The sequence below is a fragment of the Acinetobacter sp. QJM3NY_42 genome, from assembly GCF_056173745.1.
Window position 1 is genome coordinate 1,189,419 of record NZ_CM149689.1, and the last position, 15,905, is coordinate 1,205,323.

General features: G+C 41.2%; 13 protein-coding genes and 1 pseudogene. 9 read left to right on the forward strand and 5 right to left on the reverse strand.

Translation table 11 applies throughout. From position 1 onward, the window contains the following. The first annotated feature begins 175 nt into the window (after positions 1-175). Positions 176-1,402, forward strand: a complete 1,227-nt coding sequence (gene gltS, locus AC0VYT_RS05525) for a sodium/glutamate symporter (RefSeq protein ID WP_005014746.1) — start codon at positions 176-178, stop codon at positions 1,400-1,402. 713 nt (positions 1,403-2,115) lie between these two features. Then, complete coding sequence (locus tag AC0VYT_RS05530; RefSeq protein WP_005014745.1) at positions 2,116-3,033, forward strand: LysR family transcriptional regulator; 918 nt, start codon at positions 2,116-2,118, stop codon at positions 3,031-3,033. 13 nt (positions 3,034-3,046) lie between these two features. Here AC0VYT_RS05530 and AC0VYT_RS05535 read toward each other — a convergent pair whose 3' ends face one another. Beyond that, positions 3,047-3,502 carry a DUF441 domain-containing protein gene (locus AC0VYT_RS05535; protein WP_005014743.1) on the reverse strand — a complete coding sequence of 152 codons (456 nt, stop codon included), beginning with the start codon at positions 3,500-3,502 and terminating at the stop codon, positions 3,047-3,049. A gap of 387 nt (positions 3,503-3,889) precedes the next feature. Between AC0VYT_RS05535 and AC0VYT_RS05540 the strand changes: the two genes are divergently transcribed. Continuing rightward, entirely contained in the window at positions 3,890-4,597 is a 708-nt protein-coding gene (locus tag AC0VYT_RS05540) for a pseudouridine synthase (protein WP_005014742.1), read from the forward strand. A gap of 61 nt (positions 4,598-4,658) precedes the next feature. Here AC0VYT_RS05540 and AC0VYT_RS05545 read toward each other — a convergent pair whose 3' ends face one another. Further along, positions 4,659-4,973, reverse strand: a complete 315-nt coding sequence (locus AC0VYT_RS05545; RefSeq protein ID WP_005014739.1) for a type II toxin-antitoxin system RelB/DinJ family antitoxin — start codon at positions 4,971-4,973, stop codon at positions 4,659-4,661. A 108-nt stretch (positions 4,974-5,081) separates the two neighbouring features. After that, the gene (locus tag AC0VYT_RS05550; protein ID WP_005014738.1) at positions 5,082-5,993 is read right to left on the reverse strand and encodes a pseudouridine synthase; all 912 of its coding nucleotides are present in this window, start codon (positions 5,991-5,993) and stop codon (positions 5,082-5,084) included. Between the two features lie 145 nt (positions 5,994-6,138). On the opposite strand from AC0VYT_RS05550, the gene tsaE reads away from it, so the two are divergent. The 4 genes from tsaE (at position 6,139) to hfq (ending at position 10,160) form a co-directional block, all read left to right on the forward strand. Further along, positions 6,139-6,615 (forward strand): tRNA (adenosine(37)-N6)-threonylcarbamoyltransferase complex ATPase subunit type 1 TsaE, encoded by a 477-nt coding sequence (gene tsaE / locus AC0VYT_RS05555; RefSeq protein WP_005405115.1) that lies wholly within the window; start codon positions 6,139-6,141, stop codon positions 6,613-6,615. Further along, on the forward strand, positions 6,605-8,569 hold the full coding sequence (gene mutL, locus AC0VYT_RS05560) for a DNA mismatch repair endonuclease MutL (protein WP_005014736.1): 1,965 nt from the start codon (positions 6,605-6,607) through the stop codon (positions 8,567-8,569). The genes tsaE and mutL overlap by 11 nt, the downstream gene beginning before the upstream one ends. 6 nt (positions 8,570-8,575) lie before the next feature. Next, the gene (miaA, locus tag AC0VYT_RS05565) at positions 8,576-9,520 is read left to right on the forward strand and encodes a tRNA (adenosine(37)-N6)-dimethylallyltransferase MiaA (RefSeq protein WP_005014735.1); all 945 of its coding nucleotides are present in this window, start codon (positions 8,576-8,578) and stop codon (positions 9,518-9,520) included. 91 nt (positions 9,521-9,611) lie between these two features. After that, positions 9,612-10,160: an RNA chaperone Hfq gene (gene hfq / locus AC0VYT_RS05570; protein ID WP_005014734.1), complete on the forward strand. Its 549-nt coding sequence runs from the start codon at positions 9,612-9,614 to the stop codon at positions 10,158-10,160. Positions 10,161-10,284: 124 nt separating this feature from the next. Here hfq and AC0VYT_RS05575 read toward each other — a convergent pair whose 3' ends face one another. Together AC0VYT_RS05575 and AC0VYT_RS05580 are read right to left on the reverse strand one after the other, a co-directional pair. Continuing rightward, positions 10,285-11,595, reverse strand: a complete 1,311-nt coding sequence (locus AC0VYT_RS05575) for a peptidylprolyl isomerase (protein ID WP_005014733.1) — start codon at positions 11,593-11,595, stop codon at positions 10,285-10,287. Further along, positions 11,595-14,037, reverse strand: a pseudogene (locus AC0VYT_RS05580) (LPS-assembly protein LptD). The gene AC0VYT_RS05575 and the pseudogene AC0VYT_RS05580 overlap by 1 nt, the downstream one beginning before the upstream one ends. 120 nt (positions 14,038-14,157) lie before the next feature. Between AC0VYT_RS05580 and AC0VYT_RS05585 the strand changes: the two are divergent. Further along, a complete protein-coding gene (locus AC0VYT_RS05585; protein ID WP_005014731.1) occupies positions 14,158-15,171 on the forward strand; it encodes an aminoglycoside phosphotransferase family protein in 1,014 nt (337 codons plus the stop codon). Next, positions 15,171-15,875 carry an N-acetylmuramate alpha-1-phosphate uridylyltransferase MurU gene (gene murU, locus AC0VYT_RS05590; RefSeq protein WP_005014729.1) on the forward strand — a complete coding sequence of 235 codons (705 nt, stop codon included), beginning with the start codon at positions 15,171-15,173 and terminating at the stop codon, positions 15,873-15,875. The genes AC0VYT_RS05585 and murU overlap by 1 nt, the downstream gene beginning before the upstream one ends. Positions 15,876-15,905: the final 30 nt, after the last annotated feature.

The window sequence follows — 15,905 nt, forward strand, 5'->3', positions numbered from 1 at the left end:
AAGCAAATTAGTTCGAGTTGGAGAAACATGCTAAACCAAATTTGATTTTTAATTAGTCAAAATAAAACTCTATAAAAACTTAAACTAAACAAGCTGATACATAAAGAACTTTCAACTAGTCGCATACTGAGGCTAGAACTTACGAAATAAATGATAAAGAAAATCAGGAAACCAGATGAATTATCAAATCGATGCTTTTGGAACCTTGGTATTAGCTGTACTGGTCTTGTTATTGGGCCGGTTTTTGATTCAAAGAATTAATTTCTTGAGACAGTATAATATTCCTGAACCAGTAGTAGGCGGGTTGATTGCTGCGCTTATTGCTTACCTGCTCCATAATTTTCTTAATATGAGTGTAAATTTTGACAGTAATGTACAGAATATTTTTATGCTCATGTTTTTCTCGTCAATCGGTTTGAGCGCGAGTTTAGTCAAACTGAAGAAGGGCGGCGGGGCCTTGCTGGTATTTCTGGTTTGTGTAGCTTTCTACGTACTTGTACAAAATGCAATTGGTATGAGTCTGGCAACTTTATTAGGACTTGACCCACTCATCGGCTTGATTGCTGGATCAATTACTTTAACAGGTGGTCATGGAACAGCAGGTGCCTGGGGAGAGATTCTGGAAACCGAGTATGGCATTCAGGGAGCGATTGTGCTCGGTATGGCCAGTGCGACATTTGGACTTATTATTGGGGGAGTCATGGGTGGTCCGGTCGCTAAATTTTTAATCCGGCGCCATCAACTGGCAGAAGAAATTCCCTATAACCAGCGTGATGATGAAACACCTCCTGGGCTTGAAACAGATGTTGCGCCGTTCGAGTATCCACGTAAAACCCGATTGATTACTGCCAGTAATGCAGTGACTACGCTTGGTATGTTTGCCTTCTGTATTTATGCTGCTAACTGGATGACTGATATCAGTGCAGGACAATGGTTTGAACTGCCTACTTTTGTTTGGGCGCTGGCCACAGGAGTATTGCTGCGTAATATTCTGGAAAATGTTTTTAAAGTAAATATTTTTGATCGGGCTATTGATGTATTTGGCAATGCTTCATTATCTGTTTTTCTGGCAATTGCTTTGTTATCACTTCAACTCTGGTTACTGGCAGATCTGGCAGGTGCCCTGGTTGTAATACTCATTGCGCAAACAGCAGGGCTTGCCTTATTTACTATTTTTGTGACTTACCGCTTTATGGGTAAAAATTATGATGCTGCGGTTTTAAGTGCGGGGCATTGTGGTTTCGGTATGGGGGCTACACCTACAGCGATTGCCAATATTCAGGCAGTCACCAATACTTATGGCCCATCACACAAGGCTTTTCTAGTAGTACCATTATGTGGAGCATTTTTTGTTGATATTATTAATGCAGTGGTAATTCAGGGCATATTATCTTTCTTCTAATTTTCATTTAAAAAATAGACCTAATTTAAAGGTCTATTTTTTATATTCAGTATAGGCAGGCTATAAATTTAAACCCAAAAGCATATAGCAACTGACAGGCCAGTTGATATCAAATCTCTTTTAATAATTTATAGGTTTTTATATGCATTTAACTGATATTTAAAGATTATAGGGTTGGCATTAAACTATTATGATCGGCTCGCTTTAAGGGGAGAAATTATTATTTATCTTTATAAAATAAGCTATTAACCTAGGTAAATTAGTAGATTTCAATATAATGGGAAGAGCGAGGGAAAGTTAAATATTCTATCTTATTTAATTTTTTAACTGCTTGAAAATATAAAGAATAAAATTAAGTGTAATACTGCCTGAATTAAAAAACCCTCATAAAAAACAAAATTGCCAATTGTAAACAGGCTAAAGCTGGCATGAATCTGATTTTTCTGCTTGTTATCTTCAACCGGCTGAGTTTTTTCCAGAAACCTGTTCTGGCCAGTTTTTCCTTGTCCATAGTCTTTTTCTGCAAATTAATATTCATATTTTACCTTGGTACCCGAGTAGTCAAGAATATTGGTTTAATAAAATATTCATCCTGATTTTTATGAGTAAAATTAACTTATTTAAGAATAATAAAGAAAAATTATGATTGAGTAAAACTAATTAAATTCATGGTATATTGAATTTAATTCATTTAAATATTTTAAGTTTAATTTATGCTTGAGATTCGTCATTTAAAAACTTTACTGGCTTTACGTGAACATGGTTCGCTGGTGGCTGCTGCTAATGATTTATGCCTTACGCCGTCAGCAATTTCTCATCAGTTAAAGGAACTGGATCACTGGTATGGAACTGAAGTAGTAAATCGCCGAAGCCGCCCTGTAACTTTTTCTAATGTTGGACAACGCCTGTTACGACTGGCAGATGATGTTCTGCCACAGATACAACTTGCACAAAGTGATATAACCCGTATTGTTCATGGACAAACTGGGCGTATTATATTTTCTTCAGAATGTCATAGCTGTTTCGACTGGCTAATGCCACTTCTCAACCAGTATCGTCATCAGTACCCAGATGTAGATCTGGATTTTGCTTCCGGGTTTGAAGCTAACCCTCATGATCTTTTGCAAACTGCCGAGTTTGATCTGTTAATTACAGCTGATCCGATTGCTTTAAAAGGGGTGGAATATTTTCCAATTTTTGAGTACGAGTCTCGTCTTGTGCTTGCCAGTACCCATCCACTGGCCCGTGTTGAGCAAATTACGATACAGCAGCTGGCTGAGGAAACCTTAATTACTTATCCGGTCGATAAACACCGGCTAGATATTATGGCAAAACTGTTTATTCCTGCCAATATTCAGCCCAAACACATCCGTACTACCGATTTGACCCAGATGCTGATTCAGCTGGTTGCCAGCGGACGCGGTATAGCAGCTTTACCAGACTGGGTGGTCAATGAATATGAACAGAAAGGCTGGGTCATCAGCCGTCGTCTGGAATGTGCGGGAGAGAAAGGCCTGAGACGGACTTTATATGCGGGTTATCGTACTGAAGAGAAGGAAAAGGACTATTTTGCAGGCTTTTTAAAACAGCTGCAGAAATTCTCTCATCAGCGTACACATTACTATATGTAAGTTAACCTCATGTTTAAGATGTACCAATAATAATAGATAACAGGCCTGCTGCAATTAGTGGGCCGACCGGTACGCCACGTAATACCGCTACACCGGCAACTGTTCCAATTAACAGACCAGCCACGACATCTGGCTGGTTAGACATCAGTTTTACACCGCGTCCACCGAGCCACGCTACCAGTAACCCGATTCCAATTGCCAGTAATGATTTCAAACTTAGAAAAGATTTTAAAATACTTTCGCCTGGAATTTTACCGCTGGCGATCGGCGTAAGCACACCAATAGTTAAAATAATAATGCCAATATTTAAACCATGTTGCTGAAGATAGGGGAAAAACTGCTCTAGTGGCGTCATTTTGAAAACAATCAGTATCCCGGCTGCAATAGTGACAGCAGTATTATGACTAAAAATACCACAAGCTAACAAAACCAAAAGAACCATCAGGTTTACATCAAGTTGGGACATCATAAGCAAGTCAAACGTTGGGAGAAACGGACTGCCATTGTACTCTCTTTCCTTAAAGGTGCTAGGGCAGGTTAATGCTTGAGAAACGCAAGTAACTAAGACAGATCGCTAATATCAACTATGCTGTGTTTAACTAAATACTTTAAAAGGCTATAAATATTTTAAAAATAGAGGAAGCTCTGCCTGAATTTCAATATGTTCAATAAAAAATTTTAACTTATATGCTTCACTTTCCAATAGTTACGATCTGCTACTTTTCATATTGTTTAAGATCAAAAAAGAAAATAATAAATTACTTATTTTATTTACCACAAGAGAGCAGATAACAATCATCAGCGCATTCTTGGTGGAACTTAGTTAAAATAAACCGATTATTTTGGAGAATATCTCATGTTGCTGGAAAAAATATTGCAATCTCAAGGCTTTGGTTCACGTAAATATTGCCAGCAACTGATTAAAAGTGGAGCAATTAGTATAAATCACGAAATTTGTGCAGATACTAAAGCAAAATTTGACCTGAAAAATTTTACTTTTGAGGTACATGGTGAAGAGTTTGAATATCGGGAAAAAGTATATATCGCATTAAATAAGCCACAAGGTTATGAATGTTCTCATCAGGCCCAATACCATTTTAGTGTATTTGATTTATTTGATCCTGCGCTTCTTAATCGTGGAATCCAGTGTGTAGGCCGGCTCGATCAGGATACAACCGGGTTGCTGTTGTTGACAGATGATGGTCAATTTCTACAGGCTCTGACACATCCACGTAAACATGTGGCAAAAGTATATGATTTGATAACGGTCGACCCTATTACGCCAGAACAGATCCGATTGCTGGAACAGGGCGTAGAGCTTCGTAATGATGGTATATTTAAAGCAAGCAATATAAAGCAAACTAGTTCTCATCAGTTGAGTCTGGCGATTCATCAAGGTGTCTACCATCAGGTAAAACGTATGCTAGCTGCGGTAGGTAATAAAGTCGAAAAATTGCACCGTAGTAAAATCGGAGAACTTGAATTACCTATGCTTGCCGAAGGAGAATGGACTTATCTGGACCAGACAGAGATTGAACTAGCAAAGTCGCGTATGGTGCCATAGTAAAGTCTATCAAAAAGCTGAATCTAGGTTTTATGTATATAGGCTTGGCATGAAAAATCAATCAGACTTTGTCACTTTCCCCTAAAAGAGCATTGAGCTCTTCAAATAAGTCAGCATCATTCTCATCATCTGGTTGATAGGCTGGAGAAAGGGGAGCAGTTGCGTGCTCACTTTTCATCTTACGCAATTTGGTCAGCTGTTCCATATTAATACTGGGATTTTCAATTGCGAAAGGAATAGATTTGGTCAGTACGACTTGCTTGAAAAAAAGGCGGACTGCCTGTGCTGGTGTAATTCCCAATTGCTTAAAAACTGCAAAAGCCTGTTTTTTTTCTTGTGAGTCAAGTCGGACTTGATAAACTTCCGTTTTCCGCATGAATAATAACCAAGTTAGGAGAAAGAATTTTAGCTGTATTTTAACGCTACAAAATGTATTTTCAACGCTTTATATCAAGTAAATAATTTTTTTGTCATTACAGGTAAATTACAATAGCAGTTCAAATCCTGACTGATAGGTTTTTTTAACTAAATCTACAGGATCAATAAATGTTATTTCTTTAGCTAGTAGCTGCAAGGGCGCTGTAAAATCGTTATCTGATTTGTGCTGAACGATAGGATAAAAACTGTCATTTTGAATAGGTATTCCCAGATGATTTAGATGAACCCGTAACTGATGTTGTTTGCCTGTGCGTGGCTTCAACTGATATTTTGCCCAGTGAGCTCGAACGTCTAAAAGATCAATCAATGTTTCTGTATTAGGCTCTCCCTCCACTATCTGCATAGTATAAAAAGGTTCACCTTTGTCGAGACGCAGTTTTAGGTTTATCGGGAAATTAAGGTCGGGCTTAAAAGGCGCCACGGCATGGTAAGTCTTTTCTACCTTACGTTCAGCAAAGAGCTTCTGATATAAACCACGTGTTTCAGGACGTTTTGAAAAAAGTACTACACCTGCAGTTTCACGGTCGAGTCGATGAATAGGGGTAAGAGTCTCTATTCCGGTCTGTTTTTTCAAACGAACCAATAATGTTTCCTGTACGTACTGCCCGGTTGGGCTCATCGTAAGGAAATGCGGTTTATCGACCACCAAAAATTCATCTGTTTCATGCAAGATGTGATGCTCAAATGGCACAGGTGTTTCCTTGGGAAGAAAACGATAGTAATAAATATGCTGATTTCCCTCATAAATACTATCAACCCTTAGTTTCTGCCCATGTGTCGTATAAACCAGCCCGTCCTCGAAACGCTGCATCCATTCATTCGCATTAATATGCGGAAACTGCTGGGTTAAATGTTCATAGATGGTATTTGCCTGAGATTTTAGTGGCAGAAATACTTTACTGGCGCTAACACCATCGATCATGGGAGGTATAAAAACTGTACTAAAAGGTTTATTCATGAGAGCAATAATATATAGACAATAAGAACTGATCTTTATAAAGACCGGTCAAGATTAAAATTAATGAATATAGTATAGGGCAGCATAGGCTTTAAGGCGGGGCAATGCTATCATAATTGCAAGATTGGAACATGATGTGAGCCTTATGCAGTATACTTTTAGCCTGACTTTAAATAGTGAAGATGATACACAAAAGCTGGCTCAGGTATTGGCTCAGCATTTTAATTCAGGTGTTGTATATCTGGTCGGAGATTTGGGTGCCGGCAAGACAACACTCAGCCGTTATTTTTTGACAGCATTGGGCCATCAGGGTGCTGTAAAAAGTCCTACCTATACTTTGGTCGAGCCTTATACGATACAAGGTCGTGATGTTTTTCATTTTGATTTATATCGTCTGCATGACCCTTATGAGCTGGAACTGATGGGGATCCGTGATTATCTGGAAATTCCGAATGCGCTGTTTTTATTTGAATGGCCTTCCAAAGGTGGAAGTGAAATTCCGCAAGCTGACCTCATTATTGATATTTTAAAATCAGACGATGACCTGCAACGTCAGGTAAGTATTTCAACTGAATCGGCTGAGCTGTTTAATAAATTACGGGAAAAAATGAATGTCGCATGATGAAAGCGGTTTGCGCCGTATTCATACGCTTGATGCTGCTCTTGCAAACCAGATTGCTGCAGGTGAGGTAATTGAGCGGCCTGCTTCTGTGGTTAAGGAGTTACTGGAAAACTCGATTGATGCTGGTGCTACCGAGCTGATTATCCGGGTCGCCCAAGGTGGCAGTACTCTAATTGAAATTATTGACAACGGACGTGGAATACATCCTGAAGATCTTGCACTGGCAGTGATGCGACATGCAACCAGTAAAATCCAGTCTGCTGAAGACTTATATGCAATAGCCAGCTTGGGGTTTCGGGGTGAAGCCTTGGCTTCAATTGCTGCGGTATCACGCTTGAGTTTATGCAGTAGTCAAGATGACTCAGGTATTGGCTATCAGGTTGAAGTTAATGGTACTGCTTTTGATCACCAGGAGATTCAGGCAGTCGCAGCACAAAAAGGGACGCACATTCGTGTACAGGACTTGTTTTTTAATGTGCCTGCCCGTCGGAAGTTTTTGAAAAAACCGACCACCGAGTTCGGGCATATTGAGGAAATCGTCCGTCGCATGGCGCTTACGCATTTTGATGTGCGTTTCGTTCTTGAACATAATGACAGTATCCGTTTAAACCTGCCAATTGCTGATAGTGGAGAGCTGCGCTCTCAACGTGTCCAGCAGTTGCTGGGTCGCTCATTTACTGAAAATGCTTATTGGATTGATGCGCAAAGTATTAACATGCATCTTTCGGGTTGGCTTGGTCATCCATCTGATGCGCGTCCTCAGGCAGACTTGCAGTATGTCTATGTAAACGGAAGAATTGTAAAAGATAAAACCATCTCACATGCATTACGTATGGCATATGATGGTATTTTGCATGGCCATCAGCATGCAGGATACTTATTGTTTCTGGAAGTCGACCCAGAAAATGTCGACGTGAATGTTCATCCTACAAAACATGAAATCCGTTTTCTAAATCAACGTGAAGTTCACGAATTTGTGCGGCACTATGCAAAAGAAACCTTATCACAGTTCCAAACTGCAACTGCTGACCTTGCCCAAGCAATGAAAGCTGAATCAGTTATACATACCACGACTGGTTCTTATAACCCACAGCCGCGTCACCAGGAACAGTTTCAGTTACATCGTCCGACACAGCCCGAGGCTTCAGCTCTGGGCATAGCAGCTCCCCAAACTGAAATATCTACCGAATTACTGACCGAATTTAAGGCGAGTGCACCGCGTACTGTACAATATGCACCCCAGCGGCCTTATGCCGGCTCTCAGCAGTTAAATAACGCCTTAAAGAGTTATCTGTCACCATTAAGGGAAGAGAGTACTCAAGCGCCTGTTATTCCGGCTGCATCGGTAGTATCGGATCATGTAGATGAATTTCCATTGGGAATTGCAATTGCTCAACTGCATGGTATTTATATTTTGGCACAAAATACTGAAGGTTTAATTATTGTTGATATGCATGCAGCCCATGAGCGGATTTTGTTACAGCAAATGAAATCTGCCTGGGATCAATCTGAATTCTGGATAGCACAGCAATTACTCATTCCTAAAGTTGTTTCAATTACGCGTATGCAGGCAGCACGTATTGAAGAGTTGAAACCACAACTGGAACGTTTGGGGCTGGATATAGACCAGTATGGAGATGAGCAGGTGATAGTAAGAGGTGTTCCTGCTATTTTACAAAAAGCCGACTTCAATACATTAATACCTGAACTTTTAAATGATCTTGACCCAAGTGATGAAGCGCGCGGTCTTACGCAAAAACGTGACCAGATTCTGGCTGGTATGGCGTGCCATGGAGCAGTACGTGCACATCGGCAACTTAGTCTCTCTGAAATGAATGCATTGCTTCGTCAAATGGAACAAACTGAATTTGCCAGCCAGTGTAATCATGGCCGTCCAACTTGGCGTGCGTTTCCTTTAACTCAATTAGATAAATTATTTGCTCGAGGAGAGTAGTTGTACATGTCTAGCGTACTACCCGTCATCAATTTAATGGGCCCAACGGCAAGCGGTAAGACGGCGCTGGCATGTGAGCTGTATGAACAGGGCGGATTTGAACTGATATCTGTTGACTCGGCACTAATTTATAAAGATATGGATATTGGTACAGCCAAACCTACCAAGGAAGAGCAGGCTCTTTATCCGCATCATCTGATCGATATTATTAGCCCACTAGAAGTATATTCAGCTGCACAGTTTGTGGAAGACATCTGTCCGCTCATTGATGATATACACGCCAGAGAAAAAACACCTATACTGGTAGGTGGAACTATGCTCTACTTTAAAGCTTTACTTGAAGGTCTTTCAACTAATCTACCAAATGCAGATCAGGCTATCCGTAAAACTATTGAGCAAAAGGCTGAATACGAAGGCTGGGAAGCAGTCTATGCTGAACTATGTGAAGTAGATCCTTTAGCAGGACAAAAATTTAGAGTAAGTGATAGACAGCGTATAACTCGTGCACTGGAAGTTTTTTATATCACTGGCCAGCCTATTACAAAACTACAGGCCGAACAGCCAAAAAATTTACCATATCGTTACACATTTTATAATCATGCCCTACTACCTAATCGATTAGAATTGCATGAGCGCATTGAGAAAAGATTAAAAAAAATGTGGGAAATCGGATTTTTAAATGAAGTAGAGATATTGATTAAAAAATACGATTTAAATGAAAACTTGCCTTCAATGCGTAGTGTAGGATACCGCCAAGTAATCGATTTTCTATTAAAAAGTGATAAAACTATTAAAAGTAAACATGAAATGGAGGATAAGACCTTATTTGCAACACGACAACTGGCAAAACGTCAATACACTTGGTTACGCTCTTTGCAAGAATTACACCAATTTAAAACTTACGAGACGCTTAAGCAGGCTCAACAAGACTTGCGAAACTGTTATAGATAAAGCAAAATTTAACTACTGTCTTTTTTATAATTTTTAATTGAAAAATAAAGATAGTTTTTTGCGCTGATTTTAATTTTTTTGGAGTTATAAAATGTCTAAAGGTCAAACTTTACAAGATCCGTTCTTGAATTCTCTCCGTAAAGAACGTATTCCTGTTTCTATCTTCCTTGTTAACGGTATTAAGCTACAAGGTCATATTGAATCTTTTGACCAGTATGTTGTTTTATTGAAGAATACTGTAAGCCAGATGGTTTATAAGCATGCGATTTCTACAGTAGTTCCAGCGCGTAATCCTCGTCCTGCAGGTGCACCTGCAGGGGCTCAAGGAGCTGGCGGCTTTGGTGGCGGTCAAGGCAGTGGCTTTGGCGGCGGTCAAGGTGGTGGCTTTGGTGGCGGTCAGAGCGGTGGCTTTGGCGGCGGTCAAGGCGGCGGCTTTGGTGGACAAGGTGGCTTTGGCGGTCAAGGCGGTGGCTTTGGTGGACAAGGCGGCTTTGGTGGAGGCCATCAAGGTGGCTTTGGCGGCGCTCAAGGTGGCTTTGGTGGCGGTCAAGGCGGTTTTGGCGGCGGCCAATCGACTTCAGGCTTCGATAATGACTCGAAATTTGAAGATAGCCAAGATGACGATACCAATAATCGTTAATTTATAAGTAATAAAAAAAGCTCCTTAAAAAAGGAGCTTTTTTTATTAATCAAACATTGACTTAAAACTTTTAAGTTTAGTTATTAAAAAAGACACTGTTACCAGTGTCTTTTTTTCAGCTTAACTAGGAGTTACTGTCCAGATTAGGTTGTTTGATTTCAACATAAGCATTGGCACGCAGTTCACGTAGCCAGCTATCAAGCTCGGTTTCAAACTGCCGCTCACCCAGAATTTGGCGAGCCATACGTTCTTGGTATTCTTCTGTCATATCCTGCTGACGAGTATCTGTCACCTGTAAAATATGCCATCCAAACTGGGTCTGGAAAGGAGCACTCACCTGGCCGACAGGAGTGCTTTTCATTTTTTCTTCAAACTCAGGCACCATTACACCAGGGCTTACCCAGCCCAAACTACCACCGTCACGTGCTGATCCAGTATCTGTTGAAAAAGTAGAAGCTAATACTGTGAAATCCTCACCAGCTTTAAGACGATTATAAATATTATCAATCATGTGTTTAGCATTTTCTGGACTGACCACTTCAGATGGCTGAATCAAAATATGACGGGTCTGATACTGAGGGACTAATGCTTTTTGTTCACTTGTCTTACGTTCTAACACTTTTAGAACATGCACACCATCACGTGCCGGAATCAGCTCGGTAGTTTGGCCGACAGGTAAGGCACTTACGCGAGCTGCAAGTTCGGCAGGTATGTCTGCTAGGCTGCGAAAGCCCATGTCTACACCTTCTACCTGAACTTTAGTATCTGAATATTGCTTACTGATAGCCTGAATATCATTACTTGTGTTTAAAGCATTTTTTACTTGCTGCGCAACACTTTCAACATTAGCAGTCTGTTTGTCTTTGGGAGTAATCCGGGCATGAATGACATGGACCTGACTACCCAGTGCCGCCTGACCTTGTGGAGATTTCAGGAAATTCTCTACATCTTGGTCGCTGATTTTGATGCGGGACATAACCTGTTGCTGGCGAAGACGATTAATTGCTAAATCTTCAGCAATACGGTTACGTAATGATTCATATGTTCCTGGAGCCATAGCATCAAGCTTTTGCTGAAAGGCTTCTAGGGTTTTTGTGCCGGACTGACTGGCAACCTTCATCACTGCTTCATTTAAACTCTTTTCATCAGGTTTAACGTTATAGCGTCGTACCTGTTCAAGCTGGGCCTGACGCAAAATCAGCTGGTCCAAAGCCTGTTTTTCCAGAAACGCCTGTGGAGGAACTTCACGTTTCTGGGTTTCCAGCTGATGTTTAAGTTCAGCTACGCCCTGTATCAAATCACTTTTTAGGATGACACCATTGTCCACAATCGCAACAACCTCATCTACAGGTTGTGCAAAGCTTTGCATTGATGAAGAAATGACTAAGGCAAGCGCAGTGGCTTTAAAGAATTGTTTAAAATACTTTGTCTTCATTAACGTTGTGTCCAAGATTGATTAATTTTACTAAAACCTAAAACGCGACTTTCAAGTAAAGAGGCCAGTTTATTATTTAGCCCCCCTAATCCCTTGAGGGTGAACTCGGCCATAACAGCGCGTTTCGGTTTAACACCCGGCTCATTGATGTCATCTAGATCATTATAATAAGAGCGGCCATATACTGACACGCCCCAACAGCAGGATTCATAATTTACACCGAGCAGATATTCACGTGCTACATCCTGATCAATGTCATATTGCACATGGCCCATAATACGCCAATTGTTATAAACAGGTTGTATAAACGATGCAACCACCTGGTCATAGCTGTCTTGGCGGTTTGGAATATCTTTGCGGTAAAAATAGCCAAGATTGTAAAGATTGCCCTGATTACCGGTGTAGTAAACCTGAAAATCTCGCTGCGAGTTTTCACCATTAGACATCCAGGCTGAATTGGCGCTAATTGTGAAATTCTGATTCAGCTGGCTACTCAGGCTGAGTACCGGCCCCGTACGTTTTTCTTGATCCAGCTCATCCTCATTATATAAAGTTACTCTGCGGTCTTCAAAGAAGTAGCTTTGTCCTACACTGGCACGCAGTCTTTCCAAACCTATCTGATCCATCAGGCTGTATGTTACACCCAGAGAAAGAAAATTATTGTCTTCTAAGCGGTCATGTCCGTAAAAGCGGTAAGGGTTGAACAACTGGTCATAACTGATAGAGGCTGTAGTCGTATCAAAGTTTGGATAATCATTCTGATCTTTATACGGCGCATAAGCATAGAAAAGGCGCGGAGAAATACTTTGCAGGAAAGTTCCTTCTTTCTCAAACAGTAGGCCGGTATCGAGTGTAAATTGCGGTACTGCTACACTTTTTGTCAGAGAATCTGCTTCAATACCACGGTCTTCACGAGAGTCGCGATCATAGAAAGTATTAATAGAGCGGAAAGATACTTCCGGAATTACAAAGGACCATGGATTGCGGTAGTTATAACGAACCGCAAATTGGTTATAGATACGGGTACCACTACTTTCCAGAACATCTGAATCATCATTAATTGATTTTTTAAAATAGCCGGTATCATTGTTGAATTCATACTGTAGGCCCTGAGGGTTTCCCCCGACGTAATTCAGCAGGAATTGAGGAAGTCGAGCGTACGGCCGGTCTTCATCCTTAATGTCTTTATCCAGTGTTTGAAAGTCTTCGACCTTAAGTTGAGCTTTCAAGCCTGGAATTTGGTTGCGATAGTTAATTACCCAGGCGCGGCGCTGGTTCAGATCGGTTTTGCTGTTTGGACTTGAATCCAGGTCGGCGAAATAGTCTTTATCAGAGACATAATTATATTCAAGATTGGTTGACCAATACGGGTTAATGACCCAGTCATGTAAAAAATGAAATTCTTTACGGTCTTCATCGTTATATTCTTTGTCAGAAGGAAGATAACCTCCCCAAACACGTCCCTCACCAAAGTTTTCAGTTAAATAGCGGAACTCTCCCTCAGCCATAGGGCCACGATCAGCAAGATAGCGTGGCGTAATGGTCGCATCATAATTTGGTGCAAGATTGAGATATACCGGAACAGAGAGCTTCTAGTCCACCGTCATTTGAGAAACCGAACTGGGGGTTTAAAATACCAGTTGTACGCCGGTCATCAATTGGGAAATTGAAGTAGGGCACAGCCAGCACAGGTGTATTTTTTACATATAATTTTGTTCCGGTTGTTACCCCGCGCCCGGTCTCCTGATTAAGCTCGATCCGGTCAGCCTGCAGCCTCCAGGCTGGTGCTTCACCTGGCGGGCAGGTGGTATAACTGGCATTACTGAGTATTGCAACTGTAGGGGAGGTTCGTTCAATTTTCTCTGCATGACCATGAGCATGCTGTTGCTCTGCAATATAAAAACTATTGTTCAGGTCGCCCGTCTGTGTTTTGAGGTTATAGTTAATCTGGTCACTTTGTGCTAGCAGCCCACCTTGAGCCAGTTGTACCCGACCTTGTGCATTCGCATAGGTTTGTGTCTGGTCAAGAGTGACTTTGTCTGCACGAATGCTGCGCCCCTCTTGATCAATTACCACATTACCTTCAAGTGTCGAATCACCTTGCGGATTGTAATAGCCATAATCAGCAGTAATCACAGAGGTGACCTTGTCTGGATCAGGTGCGTTATTGTCCGGACTAACTGGTGTAATCCATGTGCCCTGACAAAATGCAGAACTTAAGGCCTGAGTATTTCTTAGTTGTGCCTCAGGTGCACTTTTGTCAACATAATATTGTTCAAAAAACTGTTGCCCTGGGTAAGCTTCATTAATGCTTTCTTTGAGCTGGTTATTGCTTACTGTTGAAAAGGGTTCTGACTGCTCTGCATAACTTGATATGGAGCTACCACATAAAAGGGTCAAAATAGCAGTCGCTAAAGGATTAAATTTAAACTTATGCTTCATTTGTCTCATTAACCAAGTATGCTTTTCGCAATTAATTATTGTGGCATCATAGAGAAAAAGTGCAGAACTAGCTACACTTAATCCTTTAAAAAACTCAGCCTGTTTTAGATTTTATTGCAAATGAATACACAACGTGAACAATTGATACAAACATGGATTACAACTGTACTGAACTCGGATGAGTTTGAGCTTAATTTTTTAGCAGGTGATGCCAGCTTTCGCCGCTATGCACGTATAAAATATCAGAATAAAAGTTATATGCTCATGGATGCGCCGCCAGAAAAAGAAGACTGTGCTCCATTTGTTCATATAGATGAATTTTTTGCTGCTCATGGAGTGCGGGTGCCGCAGATTATTGCAAAAAATCTGGAACAGGGATTTTTACTGCTGGAAGATTTTGGTGATGTACTGCTTTCTACCCTGCTAAATGAAGAGACTGTAGATCAATATTATTTGCAGAGTTTCAAGCAACTGGTACAGCTGCAATCAATTGACGGAAAAGGCCAGTTTCCGCTTTATTCTCAGGAGAAATTACTGTCTGAAATGCAGTTGCTGACATACTGGATGCTGCCTGCCTTAAGTATTGTACCCTCTCCGCAAGAACAGAAAATTATTGATCAGACATTTAAATTTTTATCTGAAGCTGCTTTAAGTCAGCCACAGGTGATCGTACATCGTGATTTTCATAGCCGTAACTTGATGAAACTTGAAGATGGGCAAGAGCTAGGGATTATCGACTTTCAGGATGCGGTAATTGGTGCAGATACTTATGACCTGATCTCCATTACCCGTGATGCTTATGTACAGTGGCAACCAGAGCGTGTATATCAATGGTTCAAGACATTTTATGAGCTTTTGCCGACCAGTACAAAACTGAACCGTACCTTTGAAGACTTTAAACGTGATGCTGACCTCATGGCCATTCAACGGCACATTAAAATACTAGGTATTTTTGTGCGTCTGTTTGAGCGTGATGGTAAGGCGGGTTACTTAAAAGATCTCCCTCGTGTGATGTGGTATCTGTTAGAAGAAAGTCAGGGCTATACTGAACTTGAAGCGTTTGTGGAATTTATACGTCAGCGTGTGATGCCTGCTTTTACCCAAAAATACGGAATATATGAGGTGGCTGCCTGATGAAAGCAATGATTCTGGCAGCGGGACTGGGTAACCGGATGCGGCCACTCACACTGACCACGCCCAAGCCTTTACTGGAAGTTGGTGGGAAGCCACTTATAGTCTGGCATCTTGAGAAATTACAGCGTATCGGTGTTCGTGATATTGTCATCAATACGGCATGGCTGGGCGAAAAGCTCGTTGATGCTCTAGGTGACGGTTCAGCCTTTGGAGTCAATATCCTCTGGTCACATGAGGATGAAGGACTGGAAACGGCTGGTGGAATTATCAATGCTTTACCTCTGCTGGGTCGTGAGCCGTTTATTCTGGTCAATGGTGATGTCTGGACTACGATGGATTTTGCGCCTTTGCTGCAGACTGAGTTAACTGGACATCTTGCACATTTGGTACTGGTTGACAATCCACCTCAGCACCCTCAGGGTGATTTTATATTATCTCAGGGGCATGCCTATACCTTTGCACAGGCGAAATCTGGTGAGGCACTGACTTATAGTGGTATTGCTGTTCTTTCGCCAGAGCTGTTTGTTGGGCTGGAACCTGGTAAGCGTCCACTTGCCCCGCTATTAAAAGAAGCTATGCAACAGCAACAGGTGAGTGCTGAAAAAATGCAGGGAGTCTGGGTCGATGTGGGTACACCAGAGCGTTTGAATGCTCTAGATCAGCAAATTCAGCAGGGCTTGTATGACCAAATGCATAATCACTAGTCATTAGATACTGTGTCATGAACTAGAAAT

Excerpts from the sequence above, each read along its gene's own strand:
- gltS (WP_005014746.1), top strand. The coding sequence starts at position 176 with ATGAATTATCAAATCGATGCTTTTGGAACCTTGGTATTAGCTGTACTG.
- AC0VYT_RS05530 (WP_005014745.1), top strand. The coding sequence starts at position 2,116 with ATGCTTGAGATTCGTCATTTAAAAACTTTACTGGCTTTACGTGAACAT.
- AC0VYT_RS05535 (WP_005014743.1), bottom strand. The coding sequence starts at position 3,502 with ATGATGTCCCAACTTGATGTAAACCTGATGGTTCTTTTGGTTTTGTTA.
- AC0VYT_RS05540 (WP_005014742.1), top strand. The coding sequence starts at position 3,890 with ATGTTGCTGGAAAAAATATTGCAATCTCAAGGCTTTGGTTCACGTAAA.
- AC0VYT_RS05545 (WP_005014739.1), bottom strand. The coding sequence starts at position 4,973 with ATGCGGAAAACGGAAGTTTATCAAGTCCGACTTGACTCACAAGAAAAA.
- AC0VYT_RS05550 (WP_005014738.1), bottom strand. The coding sequence starts at position 5,993 with ATGAATAAACCTTTTAGTACAGTTTTTATACCTCCCATGATCGATGGT.
- tsaE (WP_005405115.1), top strand. The coding sequence starts at position 6,139 with ATGCAGTATACTTTTAGCCTGACTTTAAATAGTGAAGATGATACACAA.
- mutL (WP_005014736.1), top strand. The coding sequence starts at position 6,605 with ATGTCGCATGATGAAAGCGGTTTGCGCCGTATTCATACGCTTGATGCT.
- miaA (WP_005014735.1), top strand. The coding sequence starts at position 8,576 with ATGTCTAGCGTACTACCCGTCATCAATTTAATGGGCCCAACGGCAAGC.
- hfq (WP_005014734.1), top strand. The coding sequence starts at position 9,612 with ATGTCTAAAGGTCAAACTTTACAAGATCCGTTCTTGAATTCTCTCCGT.
- AC0VYT_RS05575 (WP_005014733.1), bottom strand. The coding sequence starts at position 11,595 with ATGAAGACAAAGTATTTTAAACAATTCTTTAAAGCCACTGCGCTTGCC.
- AC0VYT_RS05585 (WP_005014731.1), top strand. The coding sequence starts at position 14,158 with ATGAATACACAACGTGAACAATTGATACAAACATGGATTACAACTGTA.
- murU (WP_005014729.1), top strand. The coding sequence starts at position 15,171 with ATGAAAGCAATGATTCTGGCAGCGGGACTGGGTAACCGGATGCGGCCA.